The following is a 15388-nucleotide window of genomic DNA, read 5'->3' on the forward strand; positions in this document are numbered from 1 at the left end:
GGGCCTGGAGGTCGAGGTGCTCGACGACAAGGCGCTGCAGAAGGGCGGCTACGGCGGGGTGATTGGCGTCGGCCAGGGCTCGTCGCGTCCGCCGCGGCTGGTGCGGCTGATCCACCGGGGTTCGCGGCTGGCCAAGAAGCCGAAGCAGGCCAAGAAGGTGGCGCTGGTGGGCAAGGGCGTCACCTTCGACACCGGCGGCATTTCGATAAAGCCTGCCGCGTCGATGCATTACATGACGTCGGATATGGGCGGGGCGGCCGCGGTCATCGCGACCGTCACGCTGGCCGCGCAGCTCGAATTGCCGATCGACGTGATCGCGACGGTGCCGATGGCCGAGAACATGCCGTCGGCGACCGCGCAGCGCCCCGGCGACGTGTTGACCCAATACGGCGGTACGACGGTCGAGGTGCTCAACACCGACGCCGAGGGCCGGCTCATCCTGGCCGACGCCAATCACCCCGCCGTAGCCGCCCTTCTGCAGCGCCTTGTCGTCGAGCACCTCGACCTCCAGGCCCGCGGACTCACCCAAAGCCCTTGCGCGCTTGGCGAATTCGGCGGGGAAGAGGTGACTCGGCGGGGTGTTGACCAGGTCGCGGGCGGTGGCGACGGCGGTCGCGACGGTCGCGGCATGGGCCGCCTGGGATTTGGCGCCCTTGGCGCTGGACAGCACGGTGATCTTGCGCAGACCTTGGTCCTTCGGTGCTGTCTTGTCGCTGCGGAAAGCGGTGAACCGGTAGCTGCCGAGGATCAGCCCCTCGACGGCCGCCGCCAGATCCAGTTCCGTCAGTGTGGTGATTGCGGCCTCGGTGCTGTTCAGCGCGCGCGCCGCCGCGCCGGCCGCGCGACGGATCGTGTCCGCGGGCCACTCCGATCGCGGTTTGCCCAGGCCGATCGTGAGCACGCTGGCCACCGGCAGCGACGGCACCACCAGCCGGTGCACCTGTTCACTGCCGCCGGTGGCCTCCAATGCCCGCAGGCCGGCCTCGATCTCGGCGACGGCGGCGCTGGACAGGAAAGGGTCGGCGGCGGTAACGACGGCGCCGGGCCGGTCTTCGTCGCCGGTCGAGACGACCGGCACGACCAATACCGACGAACCCGCGCCACGTTTCGGCAGCGATGTGGCGACCTGGACGGACGGGGATTGGTAACTCGGTTCGGTGGTCACGGGCAATCACCCTAGTCACCGGGACCGGGCCGGGGCCCGGCACCGCCCTTACCGCGCAACTCGAACGCGGTGACCGGCTCGTCAAAACCCTTGAGCGTCAGCGGAGGGTGGGCGACCGCGGGCCAGTCCAGCAACTCGTCGTGCAGCGCCGAATCGGCGAGTATCTGCCTGGGTGCCGCGGCGGCGACCAAGCGCGCGGCAAGGTTGACCGGGTTGCCGAAGTAGTCCCCGTTGGTGGCGAGCACGCTGCCGTAGGCAAGGCCGGCGCGGACGTCTAGGCCTTCTTCGCGCGCCCGCGGATGCTCGACAAGATCGACCGCCGCGGTGACCAGCTGTTCGGGCGACGCGCTCACCCACATCACCTCGTCGCCGATGAACTTCACCAGCCGCCCGCCGTCGGCGTGCACCACGTCGGCGACGGTGCCGCCGAATTCGGTGAGTAGCAGCGACAATTGCGCCGGCGTGAGCGCTTGGGTCAACGCGGTGAAACCGGACAGATCGGCAAAACCGACGCCGCAGATCACGCTCGCCGACGTGCCGAGCAGGACGCCCTCGAAATACGTTCGGGCACTGATCAAGTGGTGACGGTGCACGACGTCGATCAGGGCGCCGATGCGAGGGATGAACTCGGCGACCGCGCGGTAGGCCTGCGCCGTGGCGAGCTCGTCGTGGGTGTAGTTCATCTGGATGTCCGGCGTCCCGGCGCGGATCATCGTCCCCTCGGCCTCCGCGAGGCGGGCCATCGCGGCGCCGAGCACCCGCAGCAGGCCGAATGCCCCGTCCTCGCCCACCACCGCCTTCAGCCCGACCCACGTCGACAGGGCGTCGACGTCAGCCTCGCTCAGCACCGGAACGTCGGGACCGGCGATGGTCAAACCGAGCAAACCCCAAGCCTGCGCCACGTCGTCGGCCGACAAACCGAGCTTCTCGGCCGCGGCCTGCACGGTGTAGATGGGGCGTCCCGACCACGACAGGGCATCACCGGCGAGCCCGAACAGCCTGCCGCGGCGCTCGGCCTCGACCATCTCCTCGACGCTGAAGCCCAGTCCGTCGAGGTACTTGATCAGGTCGGTTCGCTCGCGCGGGTTCGCGATTCCGGCGGCCTCGAGCGCGTCGAAGTCCAGGTGATCGGACACCTACCCAAGTGTGCCAGCAATACCGCTCGATTAGGGTGAGACGCCGTGAGCGACGACCCGCAGCACGGACCGCTGGAAGACCGCCATCGCGAATTGGGTGCCAGCTTCGCCGAGTTCAGCGGCTGGCTCATGCCGGTGGCGTATGCCGGCACCGTCAGCGAACACAACGCCACCCGCAACTCCGTCGGCCTGTTCGACGTCAGTCACCTCGGCAAGGCGCTGGTGCGCGGCCCGGGCGCCGCCGAGTTCGTCAATTCCGCGCTGACCAACGACCTGGGCCGCATCGGCCCGGGCAAGGCCCAATACACGTTGTGCTGCACCGAATCCGGTGGCGTCATCGACGACCTGATCGCCTACTACGTCGACGACGACGAGATCTTCCTGGTGCCCAACGCCGCCAACACCGCCGCGGTGGTCGACGCGCTGCGGGCGGCCGCACCCGACCGGGTGGCGATCAGCAACGAGCATCGCTCGTATGCGGTGCTGGCCGTGCAGGGCCCGCGGTCGGCGGACGTGCTCGGCGAGCTGGGGCTGCCGACCGACATGGACTACATGGGCTACGCCGATGCCGATTTCTCCGGTGTGCCGGTGCGCGTCTGCCGTACGGGATACACGGGTGAGCACGGCTACGAACTGCTGCCGGCCTGGGATTCCGCGGGCGTGGTGTTCGACGCGCTAGTGGTGGCGGTCAAGTCCGCCGGCGGCGAGCCCGCCGGGCTGGGCGCCCGCGACACGCTGCGCACCGAGATGGGCTACCCGCTGCACGGACACGAACTTTCGCTCGACATCTCGCCGCTGCAGGCCCGATGCGGCTGGGCGATCGGATGGAAGAAGGACGCGTTCTTCGGCCGCGACGCGCTGCTGGCCGAAAAGGACGCCGGGCCGCGGCGGCTGCTGCGCGGGCTGCGGATGGTGGGGCGCGGGGTGTTGCGTCCCGGGCTGACGGTGCTCGCTGGCGAGAGGCCGGTCGGGGTCACGACGTCGGGCACGTTCTCCCCGACGCTGCAGGCCGGCATCGCGCTCGCGCTGATCGACACCGACGCGGGAATCGAAGACGGCCAGCAAATCACCGTCGACATCCGCGGCCGCGCGGCCGAGTGCGAAGTCGTGCGCCCGCCCTTTGTCGCCGTCAAAACTCGTTAGCCGCCAGGGGTTCCCGTGGCAAAAACCCGTTCGCGCGCAGGGATACAATCGGCGCCATGACCAGCGGCTCGCGTGAGTTCACGGTGATGCGCACGTCGAATCCGGCGAGCGACGCCGAACGTGCGGCGATTCTGGCCGACCCCGGTTTCGGCAAATACTTCACCGACCACATGGTCTCGATCGACTACGCCGAGGACCAAGGCTGGCACAACGCGCGGGTCATCCCGTACGGCCCGATCGAGCTGGACCCGTCCGCGATCGTGCTGCACTACGCGCAAGAAGTATTCGAGGGACTCAAGGCCTATCGCTGGGCGGACGGTTCGATCGTGTCGTTTCGGCCCGACGCCAACGCGGCCAGGATGCGCTCGTCGGCGCGGCGGCTCGCCATTCCCGAGCTGCCCGACGAGCTGTTCCTCGAATCCCTGCGCCAACTCGTCGCCGTCGACACTGCATGGGTGCCCCGGGCCGGCGGCGAAGAGGCCCTGTATCTGCGGCCGTTCATCTTCGCGACGGAGTCGGGGCTGGGGGTGCGGCCGGCCAAGCTCTACCGCTACCTGCTGATCGCGTCGCCGGCCGGCGCCTACTTCAAGGGCGGTATTAGCCCGGTCAGCGTCTGGGTGTCGACGGAATACGTGCGGGCCTGCCCCGGCGGCACCGGAGCGGCGAAGTTCGGCGGCAACTACGCCGCGTCGCTGCTGGCTCAGGCCCAGGCCGCGGAGAACGCCTGCGACCAAGTCGTCTGGCTGGACGCCGTGGAGCGTCGCTTCGTCGAAGAGATGGGCGGCATGAACCTGTTCTTCGTGCTCGGCAGCGGCGGATCGGCGCGGCTGGTCACCCCGGAGCTGTCCGGCTCGCTGCTGCCCGGGATCACGCGGGATTCGTTGCTGCAGTTGGCCATTGACGCCGGATTCGCGGTCGAGGAACGCAAGATCGATATCGATGAGTGGCAGAAGAAGGCCGCCGCGGGGGAGATCACCGAGGTGTTCGCCTGCGGCACTGCGGCGGTCATCACCCCGGTCTCGCAGGTGAAGTACGGCGATGCGGAGTTCAGCATCGCCGACGGCCAGCCCGGTGAAGTGACGATGGCGCTGCGCGACACGCTGACCGGGATACAGCGTGGCACTTTCGCCGACACCCACGGCTGGATGTCGCGGCTGGGCTGACTTCCTTGGCGCGAACGCCCGGCCAGCCGGGCATCGAGGCGTTCGCGCCCGGCTCGCCGGGCGTTCGGCCGCCTAGATGGCCCGCTAGAACCGCACCAATGCCGCCAGCGCCACGGCGCCGACCGTCGTCGTCAATTCGATGGCCGCCCCCAAGACGTCGCCGCTGATGCCGCCGAAGCGGCGCACGCAGTGCGCCACCAGCGCCGCGCCGCAGCACACCGCCAGCAGGACCGCGACCGGGCCCTGCCACGGCCGCGGGCCCGCCGCCAGCGAAGCGACCAGCAGGACCGCGAGCCAGGCCGCGACCACCGGCGCGGGCTGCGTTCCCGCAACCCGCGCTCCCAGCGTGCTGCCGTCGGCGGCGGGCACGGACCGCCGGCAGGCCAGCACCGCGGTGACGCGGCCCGCCGTTACGGCTATCACGATCGCGGCGGCACCGAGCGAGGAAAAGGCCAACCCCTGCAACGTGATCACGAGCGCGACGGCCGCGACGCCGAAGGGTCCGGTCGAGCCGTCGCGCATCACCTCCAGTGCGCGCGGCGCCGGCCCGTAGCAGCCCAGCCCGTCGGCCGTGTCGGCCACGCCGTCGATGTGCAGGCCGCGGGTGGCGAGCAGCAGCGCCGCCACCGCGAGCAGCCCGGGCAGCGGGCTGGACGCGCCGAACGCGTGCGCGCCGCCCCACGTGACCGCCGCGGCCAGTGACCCGAGTGCGACGCCCACCACCGGCAGCGCGGTCATGGCGCCCCGACCCATCGGCGCCGTCCCGAGACGGGGCGCCACCGTGCCAAACGCGAAAGCCGTTGCCAGTGAACGCATCACGGCGGGGGAGCACCGTCGGAGCGCGTGGACACACCGGCGTCGGTGAACGTCGCCATCGACGACAGCGCGGCCACCGCGCAGCGCAGCAGCGGCAGCGCCGCGGTGGCGCCGGTGCCCTCGCCGAGCCGCATGCGCAGATCCAGAATCGGGTCCAGCTCGAGAGCCGCCAAGGCCAGCGCGTGTCCCGGCTCGGTGGAGCGGTGACCAGCCTGCCACCACTGCCTGGCGCCCGGCGCCAGGCGCTCGGCGACCAACGCGGCGGCCGTTACCGCCATCCCGTCCAGCAGCAGCGGCGTGCGCCGCACCGCGGCCTGCGCGCAAAAGCCCGCCATCGCGGCCAGGTCCGCGCCGCCGCAGCAGCGCAGCAGTCCGACCGGGTCGGGCAGCACCCGCTGAGCCCGAAACAGGGCGTCGCGGACCGCGGCGGTCTTGCGCGACCAGCCCGCGTCGTCGACCCCGGTGCCGAAGCCGACCACCGCAACCGGCTCGGCGTTCGTCAGCGCCGCCACCAAAACCGCCGCCGCAGTGGTGTTTCCGATTCCCATGTCACCGGCGATCAGCAAGTCGGCCCCGGCGTCGACCTCCTCGTCGGCGATAGACCGCCCGGCCGCGATTGCTCGGGCGGTCTCCTCGTCCGTCAGCGCGTCCTCGACGGCGATATCGCCGCTGCCGCGCCGCACCTTGTGGGCACCGATGCGTTCCGAGAGCGGGTCGGCGTCCACCGCCAGATCGGCGACGCGCACGCTCGCCCCGGCGATATCGGCCAGCACGTTGATCGCCGCCCCGCCCACGTCGATGTTGGCGACCATCTGCGCGGTGACTTCCGGCGGGTAGGCCGACACCCCGGAGCGCGCGACACCATGGTCGCCGGCGAACACCACCACCCGCGCGCGCTCGAACTGGCGCGGCGGGCACTGCCCCTGGCACGAGCAGACCCAGACCGACAGGTCCTCGAGCCGGCCCAGCGCGCCCCGCGGCTTGGTCAGTGTGTCCTGCCGTGCACGGGCGGCGGCCGCGGCGGCGGCGTCGGGCGGCGAAATCGGAGTGAATTCCATCACGCTCCCGGCGGTTTGATCGGTACCGCCTGGCCGGCGATCACCAGCACGACGCGATCGCACAACGCCGCGACGCGCTGGTTGAGGTTGCCCAGTTCGTCGGCGAACCGGCGGCCCGACACGGTGGCCGGCACCACGGTCAGCCCGACTTCCGGGCTGACGAGTACCAGCGTGGATCCGAACGCGCCGACCGCGGCGACCATGTCGTCGATCGTCTCCGCGACCGCGGCCGCCGCCGACCCGTTCTCCCACGCGTGGTGGCGGTCCAGCGTGCCGGTCAGCCAGGCGCCGAGGTCGTCGACGAGCGTCGGGGTACCCGGTGACCGCCGCAATTGGGTTGCGATGTCATCGGTTTCGATCGTCGACCACTGCGCGGGCCGACGGTCACGGTGCCGCGCGACGCGGTCTGCCCATGCCTCGTCGGCGTGCCCGGACGGCCCGGGGGCCAGGTAGCGCACCGGCTGATCGGGCGCCAGCGACGACGCGATGGCCTCCTCGGCCCACCGGGATTTGCCCGACCTGATCCCGCCGAGCACCAGGGTGCGCACCGGGGTCAGACGGCTTTCGGGCGAGGGTCAATCGACACTGTTGCCGTGCTTGACTTGAGGCCGCGGCGTCCGCATCCGGCGCATTTGAGAGGCCCGGCTGGCGGCGTAAAGCCCTAGCTTCCAACGGCTTTCGGTGTTGTTCGGGAACTTCGCGTCGACGAGCTTGTTGACCTTGCGGCCCAGAATGAGCCCGTCGACACTCATCACGGCCATCAGGACCAGCATCGCCGGAGAGATGTAGAGCTGCAGCTGCGGAACGCCGAACATGATGAACAGCAATGCCAGCGTGGACGGCATGAACAGCCCCAGAAAGTTGCGCCGGGAATCCACCACATCGCGCACGTACCGGCGCACCGGTCCCTGATCGCGCGGCAGCAGGTAGGCCTCTTCGCCGGCCATCATGCGCTCCCGGCGTTCCGTCATCCGCGCCCGGCTCACGGCTCGTTCGGCCCTGCGTTCCTCGCGGGACAGTTTCGGGCCGGCCAGCGATTTGCGCCGGGCCCGCGCCTCGGCGGTGGTCATCGGCGCCGGCGCGACCGGACCCTTGCGGCCGCCGCGCCGGGCATCGTCGCGCTTGGGCGTCGGCCGGCCCTTGGGATCGGTCTTGCGCGACCCCCGGGCCGCCGTTGCGGCGGCATCGGCCGGCTCGGGCGCGACCAGCTCCGCCGAACCGCCGTCGAGGTCCTCTTCATGGGTTTTCTTGCGGCCCAGCAACTTCACAGTCGCCAGGTTACTTCGCGGGCCGTCCGCGCCGAAATGGCCCCGGACGGCGTCGCCATTAGTGGTGCTCCAGCACGTCGATGCACCTACGCTTACCTCTGATGAATGGCTGCCTGTGATGGACGACGGCTCGATGGCCTCGGATGATGCCGCCGCTGGCCTCGCGCCCGGTCGCCTCCAGCTGCCGGCCATGCAGGTCCTGGTGGCCCCGGATTGCTACGGCGACAGCCTCACGGCCGTCGAGGCGGCCGCCGCCATCGCCACCGGCTGGACTCGGTCGCGTCCGGGGGACCGCTTCATCGTCGCCCCGCAGTCCGACGGCGGACCGGGCTTCATCGACGTGCTGGCCAGCCGGCTCGGCGAGAAGCGGCGAACGCGGGTATCCGGGCCGCTGAACGCCCCTGTCGACGCCGAGTGGGTGTTCGATCGAGGCGCGGCAACGGCTTATCTGGAGTGCGCGCAGGCGTGTGGTCTGGCGTTGCTGGGCACACCGCCTTCCCCGGAGACCGCGATGGCCGCCCACAGCAGGGGAGTCGGACAGCTCATCGCCGAGGCGCTGGGCGCCGCGCCCAAGCGGATCGTGGTCGGACTGGGTGGCAGCGCCTCCACCGACGGCGGGCAGGGCCTCGTCGCCGAGCTCGGCGGCCTGGAAGTCGCTCGCCAGCAACTGGCCGACGTGGAGCTGATCGCCGCCTCGGACACCGAATATCCGCTGTTGGGGCCGTGGGGAGCCGCCAGAATGTTCGGGCCGCAGAAGGGCGCGGACACCGCGACCGTCGCGGCGCTCGAAGTCCGCCTCGAGGCGTGGGCGCTGGAACTCGAAGCGGTGGCCGGCCGCGATGTGAGCTCTGAGCCGGGCGCGGGCGCGGCCGGCGGCATCGGCGCCGCGCTGTTGGCGCTAGGCGGCCGCAGCGAGTCCGGCGCGGACATCATCGCCGAGCACACCAACCTGGCCGACGATCTCGAGACCGCCGAGCTGATCGTCACCGGTGAAGGCCGGTTCGACGAGCAATCCCTGCACGGAAAGGTGGTCGGCTGGCTCGCCGGTAGGGCCCGCCCGCTGGGTATCCCGGTGATCGTGCTCGCCGGTCAGGTCGATTTGGAAAAATCGACGGTGCGATCGGCGGGGATCATGGCCGCCTTGTCGATCGCCGACCATGCCGGATCGGTGCGGCTGGCGCTCGCCGATGCGGCCAATCAGCTCATGGGGTTGGCGTCCGAGGTGGCCGAGCGACTCGGGAATAGCGGTCCCGCAAGGTACCGTTGAGGGAGTGAGTTTCCCCGCGTGGTCTCCGATCGCGGCTGACCCACCCAAACAATGAGGCATGTAGGAGAAGCAATGACGGTGCAGAACGAGTCGAGCGCCAAGACCCACGGCGTGATCCTGACCGAGGCCGCCGCCACCAAGGCGAAGTCCCTGCTCGACCAGGAGGGACGTGACGACCTGGCGCTGCGTATCGCGGTTCAGCCGGGCGGATGCGCCGGCCTGCGCTACAACCTCTTCTTTGACGACCGCACCCTGGACGGCGATCTGACCGCCGACTTCGGTGGCGTGACGTTGACCGTGGACCGGATGAGCGCGCCGTACGTGCAAGGCGCCTCCATCGACTTCGTGGACACCATCGAGAAGCAGGGCTTCACGATCGACAACCCCAACGCCACCGGTTCGTGCGCGTGCGGGGACTCGTTCAACTGACCGTCCGGCCGGGCTAGTACGAGCCCCCGGTACGTAACACGTACGAGCACACCAGCGTCTCACCGCGCTGGAATAGCAGCTGCGCGACGCCCTGCACGTCGCCGCGCATCGGGCCGCCGGCCGCGGGTGACACCTTCATCGTGAACAGCGCCTGGGCCTGGTACTGCGACAGAAACACGATCTTGTCAACCGAGGTCACCTCGACCTCGGAGAACTGCTTGCGGAACGCGTCGCTGCTCAGCTTGGCCAACGCCTGGTCGGACCGCTTGTCGCGCACGGCGTCGTACAGGCCGCACAGCGCGTTGCGGACGATGTTGTCGGTATCCCGGCGCTCGAGCGCATCGAGGTAACCCTGAATCGCCGACTTGGCCGATGCCTCGGAGAACGCGGCGCCGGTACTGGCCCCGTTCGTGCGGACCCCGAAGACGATCGCCACCGTCGTCGCGGCGACCAGCAGAACGGCCAGCAAAACCCCGATGATCAAGCGCCGCTTGGACCTCCGTTTGGGATATCCCGGGGGCGGGGACGGCGGCGCGAAGGTGGGGTCGCCGGCGATGGGCTCCCGCGGGAACTCGACCGACTGCGAGTAGGGCGCGGGTCCGTCGGCGCCGACAGCGTGGTTCGGCGGGTGCGGACCGCCCATGTGGTTCTCCTACGGTGGTAGACGGGATACGAACCGATAGCGCCCGAGTGTTCGGGTCCCGGCGACTTGAGTGAGTTCCCTTGGCAGGCTAGCGCACGGCCGCGCGCGCCGACCGCGGGCGCAACGACAGTGGATACGCCTGAGTAAGCTAGATAACCTTACTAACGAAGGATGGAGATTTCGTGACGATCGCGGTGACTGGCTCGATTGCGACCGACAACTTGATGCGGTTTCCGGGCCGATTTTCCGAACAGCTCCTGCCCGAGCACCTGCAGAAGGTATCGCTCAGCTTTCTCGTCGACGACCTGGTTATTCACCGCGGCGGGGTGGCCGGAAACATCGCCTACGCCATCGGCGTGCTGGGCGGTGACGTCGCGCTGGTCGGCGCGGCGGGCGACGATTTCGGCGACTACCGCGACTGGCTGCAGGGCCACGGTGTCAACTGCGACCACGTGCTGATCTCCGAGACCACGCACACGGCACGTTTCGTATGCACCACCGACATCGACATGGCCCAGATCGCCTCTTTCTATCCCGGCGCGATGTCGGAGGCCCGCAACATCAAGCTCTCCGACGTCGTCTCGGGCATCGGCGCCCCCGACTTGGTGATCATCGGTGCCAACGACCCGGAGGCAATGGTGGTGCACACCGAGGAGTGCCGCGAGCTCGGGCTGCCCTTCGCCGCCGACCCGTCCCAGCAGCTGGCCCGGCTGTCCGGCGCCGAGATCAGCAAGCTCATCGACGGCGCCACCTACCTGTTCACCAACGACTACGAGTGGGACCTGATGCGGTCCAAGACCGGTTGGTCGGAGGAAGACGTGATGGCGCAGGTCGGCCTGCGGGTGACCACGCTGGGCGCCAAGGGCGTGGACGTGGTCGACCGCGACGGCAGCACCGTCCACGTCGACGTGGTGCCCGAAACCAGCCAGGTCGACCCCACCGGCGTCGGCGACGCGTTCCGGGCCGGGTTCCTCACCGGGCGCAGCGCGGGCCTGACCGTGGAGCGCTCGGCGCAGCTGGGCTCGCTAGTCGCCGTGCTGGTGCTGGAGTCGACCGGAACCCAGGAGTGGACCTGGGACCATGAGGTCGCGAAGAGCCGGCTCGCCGGCGCGTACGGCGACGACGCGGCCGACGAGATCGCCGCCGTCCTGGCCTGATCGCTAGGACGCCGTCAGAGCTGCACGGGGTAGACCGGCTCGCGGATCTCGGGTACCACGCTGTGCTCGACGAAGATCGCGTGCCAGAGCATGAAGATCAGCACCGTCCATAGCCGGCGGCTGTGATCGCTACTGCCGCTTCGGTGTTCGTCGAGCATCCGGCGCACGGCGGCGGTGTCGACCAGGTGATCGGCCTGCGACAACTCGACCATCGAGTAGGCCCATTCCACGAGCTCGCCCGCGCGCAGCCAATGCCGGATCGGGACCGGGAACCCGAGCTTGGGCCGGTGCAGCACGTGCGCCGGGACGATGGGCTCCAGGGCGCGCCGCAGCGCGTACTTGGTAGTCGTTCGTGTGATTTTCGCCTCCACCGGCAGCCGGGAGGCCACCGCGAACACCTCGGGATCCAGGAACGGCACCCGGAGCTCCAGGGAGTTGGCCATCGTCATCTTGTCGGCCTTGACCAGGATGTCGCCGCGCAGCCACGTGAACAGGTCGATGTGCTGCATGCGGGCCACCGGGTCCCAGCCCCTAGATTCGGCGTAGATCGACGCGGTCACATCCGTATGGGTCCACTCGTCGCGGAATCCCGGCAGCACGTCGCGCAGCTGCGCGTCGGAGAAGCTGCGGGCGTTGCCGTAGTAGCGCTCCTCGAGGGTCAGCGATCCGCGGTGCAGCAGGCTTTTGCCGCGCATGCCCTCCGGCAGCGGCTTGGACACCTTGCCCATTGAACGGCGCAGCGGCCGCGGCAGATACTCGAACGGCTTGAGCGACAGCGGTTCCCGATAGATCGTGTAGCCGCCGAATAGCTCGTCGGCTCCCTCGCCCGACAGCACCACCTTTACGTGCTTGCGGGCCTCGCGGGCTACGAAGAACAGCGGAACCAAGGCGGGGTCGGCGACGGGTTCGTCGAGGTACCACACGATCTCGGGTAGGGCGGCGACGAACTCGTCGGGGGCCACGACCTTGGCGATGTGGCGGGCACCGATCGCCTCGGCCGAGGCGACCGCGACGTCGATTTCGGAGAACCCCTCGCGCTCGAAGCCGGTGGTGAACGTGATCAGCCGGGGATTGTGCCGAATTGCCAGCGCCGCGATCGCGGTGGAGTCGATCCCGCCCGACAGGAACGCGCCGACGGTCACGTCGGCGCGCATGTGCTTGGCCACCGAATCCTCGAGCACCGCGGTGATTTCGTCGTAGCGGGCCTGTTCGGTATCGCGGGTGATCGGCGTGGCCGCAAACCGCGGCACGAAGTAGCGGGTGACCTCGGGCTCGAGCTGCCCGGGACGGATCATGGCGTAGCAGCCCGATTCCAGGCGCCGCACCCCGCGATGCAGCGTCTCGGGCTCCGGCACGTACTGCAGCACCGTGTAGTGCTGCACCGCCCGCTCGTCGATGTCCGTGTCGAAGCCGATCAACTCGGCCAGATCCAGCAGGCATTTCTTCTCACTGGCCACGGCGGTACCGCCGGGGCCGCTGGCCATGAAAAGCGGTTTGATGCCGAAAGGGTCACGCGCGCAGAACAATTCGCGGTTGACGGTGTCCCACAACGCGAAGGCGAACATGCCGCGCAGCCGTGTCACGACGCCGGTGCCCCAATGGTGGAAACCCGCGACGATCGCCTCACCGTCCCCCTCGGTGGCGAACACGGCGCCGTGCGCGGTGGCCAGCTCGTCGCGCAACTCCAGGTAGTTGTAGATCTCGCCGTTGAAAACCAGCACGTAGCGGCCGGGCGCCTCCGGCGGTCCCCAGCGCAGCGGCTGATGGGAATGGGCGATGTCGATGATGGACAGCCGGTTGAAGCCGAACACGACGGAGCCGTCGGCGCCCGGGTCGGTCCACGTGTCCGGCTCGTCGGGCCCGCGATGCCGCATCAGGTGCAAGGCGCGGGCGATCTCGGCATCGGCTCGGGTCGCGTCGGCGCCCTCCGGGGCCGCGACGAACGCCAGCAGACCACACACGGCGCCCCAGTATGCCGCACTTTTGCGGGGCGCGACGCCGCGCGGCCGCGACCAGCCGGGGTTTCGTCGCCGCGCTGAGTGGCGTGGTCTACGCTGCGTAGTATTCGATTTTTCAAGCAGGAGGCGCCAACGTGACACCTCGCGAGCAGGCCCGTTCGCAACGTTTGTCGCAGCGCAGGTTCAAGGGACTTCGGCCGCTGGCGCTGGCCCTGATGCTGGGCGTGCTGGCGGCGAGCCTGAGCGGATGCAGCTGGTCGGAGGCGCTGGCCATGGGCTGGCCGGAGGGCATCACCCCGGAGGCCCACCTCAACCGCGAGCTGTGGATCGGCGCGGTGATCGCCTCGCTGGTCGTCGGCGTCATCGTGTGGGGCCTGATCTTCTGGTCGTCAGCCTTCCACCGCAAGAAGGCGACCGACACCGAGCTGCCCCGCCAATTCGGCTACAACATGCCGCTGGAGCTGGTGCTCACCGTCACGCCGTTCCTGATCATCTCGGTGCTGTTCTATTTCACGGTCGTGGTTCAGGAGAAGATGCTGCACCTGGCCAAGGACCCCGAGGTCGTGATCGACATCACCTCCTTCCAGTGGAACTGGAAGTTCGGCTACCAGCGCATCAACTTCAAAGACGGCACCTTGACCTACGAGGGCGCCGATGAGGCCCGCAAGAAGGCCATGGTGTCCAAGCCCGAGGGCAAGGACAAGCACGGCGAGGAGCTCGTCGGCCCCGTGCGAGGCCTCAACACCGAGGACCGGACCTACCTGAACTTCGACAAGGTCGAGACCTTGGGGACCAGCACTGAAATTCCGGTGCTGGTGTTGCCGGCCGGCAAACGCATCGAATTCCAGATGGCGTCGGCCGACGTCGTGCACGCGTTCTGGGTGCCCGAATTCCTGTTCAAGCGCGATGTGATGCCCAACCCCGTCGCGAACAACTCCGTCAACGTCTTCCAGGTCGAAGAGATCACCAAGACCGGGGCATTCGTCGGGCACTGCGCCGAGATGTGCGGCACGTATCACTCGATGATGAACTTCGAGGTTCGCGTGGTCCAACCCAACGATTTCAAGGCTTACCTGCAGCAACGGATTGACGGGAAAACCAACGCCCAGGCGTTGCAGGCGATCAACCAGTCCCCGGTAGCGGTGACCACCCACCCGTTCGAAACCCGCCGCGGCGAAATGACCCCAAGCCAGTAGGTTAGGACACTCAATGCACATCGAAGCGAGGCTGTTCGAGTTCGTCGCCGCGTTCTTCTTGGTCACGGCGGTGCTGTATGGGGTGCTGACCGCGATGTTCGCCACCGGCGGCGAGGAGTGGGCGGGGACCACCGCGCTGGCGCTGACGGGCGGTCTCGCGCTGATCGTGGCAACGTTCTTCCGCTTCGTCGCCCGCCGGCTCGACACCCGGCCCGAGGACTACGAGGGCGCCGAGATCAGCGACGGTGCAGGGGAACTGGGCTTCTTCGCCCCGCACAGTTGGTGGCCGATCCTGGTCGCGTTGTCCGGCTCGGTGGCCGCCGTCGGTATCGCGCTGTGGCTGCCATGGCTGATCGTCGCCGGCGTGGTGTTCGTCCTTGCGACGGCGGCGGGTCTGGTGTTCGAGTACTACCTGGGTCCGGAGAAGCACTGATTTGCGACTCGAAGGTCACAATCCGGGCATCAGTTGACCGGCGGCCCTCCCGCTAAAGTCAATTGCCCCACTCGGTTCGGTAGGGTTTGCCCAGGCACAATGACAATTTCCCGAGCGCGCGCACAACGGCTCGACCGTAGAGCCCCGCGCGCTGGTGAGGCAGTTGGACAGGGCAGACAGACATGAACGGGCCGAAACCCCCGGGACGGGAACCTGAGGAACCCGAATCCGCCAGCGAGCTCAGCCAGGAACCCGATTCCGGCGCAGCGCCCGGCGACGAAGCGGCGCCCCTCGCTGAACCCGAAGAGCGTCGGTTCGACGACAGCGCCGAACTGGTGGCGGCAGACGACACGGGCCAGACGGACGCGTATTCGCGGGCGTACTCCGCGCCGGAGTCCGAGCATTTCATGACCGGCCCCTATGTGCCGGCCGACATGGCGCTCTACGACTACGACGGGTACGACGGGTCAGCCGACCACGGCGACGAGCACGCCGCCCCGCGCTGGCCGTGGATCGTGGGCGTTGCCGCCATCGTCGCGGCGATCGCGCTGGTGGT

General features: G+C 69.1%; 14 protein-coding genes and 3 pseudogenes. 9 read left to right on the top strand and 8 right to left on the bottom strand.

Annotated elements, in window-relative coordinates:
• Positions 1-58: 58 nt before the first annotated feature.
• Positions 59-403, top strand: a pseudogene (locus tag A5747_RS07950) (leucyl aminopeptidase); the annotation flags it as partial.
• A 36-nt stretch (positions 404-439) separates the two neighbouring features.
• On the opposite strand, the pseudogene A5747_RS07955 reads toward A5747_RS07950, so the two are convergent.
• Positions 440-1165 (bottom strand): annotated as a pseudogene (locus A5747_RS07955) (M17 family peptidase N-terminal domain-containing protein); the annotation flags it as partial.
• 11 nt (positions 1166-1176) lie between these two features.
• Positions 1177-2301, bottom strand: coding sequence for an adenylate/guanylate cyclase domain-containing protein (locus A5747_RS07960; RefSeq protein WP_076123111.1), 1125 nt, complete (start codon positions 2299-2301; stop codon positions 1177-1179).
• 45 nt (positions 2302-2346) lie between these two features.
• Between A5747_RS07960 and gcvT the strand changes: the two genes are divergently transcribed.
• Complete coding sequence (gcvT, locus tag A5747_RS07965; protein WP_076123112.1) at positions 2347-3444, top strand: glycine cleavage system aminomethyltransferase GcvT; 1098 nt, start codon at positions 2347-2349, stop codon at positions 3442-3444.
• Positions 3445-3500: 56 nt separating this feature from the next.
• Positions 3501-4607 carry a branched-chain amino acid aminotransferase gene (locus tag A5747_RS07970; protein WP_076123113.1) on the top strand — a complete coding sequence of 369 codons (1107 nt, stop codon included), beginning with the start codon at positions 3501-3503 and terminating at the stop codon, positions 4605-4607.
• Between the two features lie 84 nt (positions 4608-4691).
• Here the strand turns inward: A5747_RS07970 and A5747_RS07975 are convergent, their stop codons facing one another.
• From A5747_RS07975 to A5747_RS07990, 4 genes are read right to left on the bottom strand one after another with little or no spacing between them, the layout of a single operon-like run.
• Positions 4692-5426, bottom strand: a complete 735-nt coding sequence (locus A5747_RS07975) for an adenosylcobinamide-GDP ribazoletransferase (protein WP_076123114.1) — start codon at positions 5424-5426, stop codon at positions 4692-4694.
• A complete protein-coding gene (gene cobT / locus A5747_RS07980) occupies positions 5423-6484 on the bottom strand; it encodes a nicotinate-nucleotide--dimethylbenzimidazole phosphoribosyltransferase (RefSeq protein ID WP_198938151.1) in 1062 nt (353 codons plus the stop codon). The genes A5747_RS07975 and cobT overlap by 4 nt, the downstream gene beginning before the upstream one ends.
• Positions 6481-7029 (bottom strand): bifunctional adenosylcobinamide kinase/adenosylcobinamide-phosphate guanylyltransferase, encoded by a 549-nt coding sequence (locus A5747_RS07985; protein ID WP_076123115.1) that lies wholly within the window; start codon positions 7027-7029, stop codon positions 6481-6483. Before A5747_RS07985 ends, cobT begins: the two co-directional genes overlap by 4 nt.
• A gap of 27 nt (positions 7030-7056) precedes the next feature.
• Complete coding sequence (locus A5747_RS07990; protein ID WP_233147986.1) at positions 7057-7689, bottom strand: DUF3043 domain-containing protein; 633 nt, start codon at positions 7687-7689, stop codon at positions 7057-7059.
• A 250-nt stretch (positions 7690-7939) separates the two neighbouring features.
• Between A5747_RS07990 and A5747_RS07995 the strand changes: the two genes are divergently transcribed.
• Both A5747_RS07995 and A5747_RS08000 read left to right on the top strand, forming a co-directional pair.
• Complete coding sequence (locus A5747_RS07995; protein ID WP_076123123.1) at positions 7940-9016, top strand: glycerate kinase; 1077 nt, start codon at positions 7940-7942, stop codon at positions 9014-9016.
• Positions 9017-9088: 72 nt separating this feature from the next.
• On the top strand, positions 9089-9445 hold the full coding sequence (locus tag A5747_RS08000; RefSeq protein ID WP_076123117.1) for an iron-sulfur cluster assembly accessory protein: 357 nt from the start codon (positions 9089-9091) through the stop codon (positions 9443-9445).
• Positions 9446-9458: 13 nt separating this feature from the next.
• On the opposite strand, the gene A5747_RS08005 is transcribed toward A5747_RS08000, so the two are convergent.
• Positions 9459-10088, bottom strand: a complete 630-nt coding sequence (locus tag A5747_RS08005) for a hypothetical protein (RefSeq protein ID WP_076123118.1) — start codon at positions 10086-10088, stop codon at positions 9459-9461.
• Positions 10089-10270: 182 nt separating this feature from the next.
• On the opposite strand from A5747_RS08005, the gene A5747_RS08010 reads away from it, so the two are divergent.
• Complete coding sequence (locus A5747_RS08010; RefSeq protein ID WP_076123119.1) at positions 10271-11245, top strand: carbohydrate kinase family protein; 975 nt, start codon at positions 10271-10273, stop codon at positions 11243-11245.
• A 14-nt stretch (positions 11246-11259) separates the two neighbouring features.
• Here A5747_RS08010 and asnB read toward each other — a convergent pair whose 3' ends face one another.
• Entirely contained in the window at positions 11260-13206 is a 1947-nt protein-coding gene (asnB, locus tag A5747_RS08015; protein WP_076123120.1) for an asparagine synthase (glutamine-hydrolyzing), read from the bottom strand.
• A 131-nt stretch (positions 13207-13337) separates the two neighbouring features.
• On the opposite strand from asnB, the gene A5747_RS08020 reads away from it, so the two are divergent.
• From A5747_RS08020 to A5747_RS08030, 3 genes and pseudogenes are all read left to right on the top strand, one after another.
• Complete coding sequence (locus A5747_RS08020; RefSeq protein ID WP_076123121.1) at positions 13338-14399, top strand: cytochrome c oxidase subunit II; 1062 nt, start codon at positions 13338-13340, stop codon at positions 14397-14399.
• A gap of 13 nt (positions 14400-14412) precedes the next feature.
• The gene (locus tag A5747_RS08025) at positions 14413-14832 is read left to right on the top strand and encodes a cytochrome c oxidase subunit 4 (protein WP_076062315.1); all 420 of its coding nucleotides are present in this window, start codon (positions 14413-14415) and stop codon (positions 14830-14832) included.
• A gap of 182 nt (positions 14833-15014) precedes the next feature.
• Positions 15015-15388: pseudogene (locus A5747_RS08030) on the top strand (hypothetical protein); the annotation flags it as partial.

This window comes from Mycobacterium sp. IS-836, assembly GCF_001954275.1.
Lineage (GTDB): Bacteria > Actinomycetota > Actinomycetes > Mycobacteriales > Mycobacteriaceae > Mycobacterium.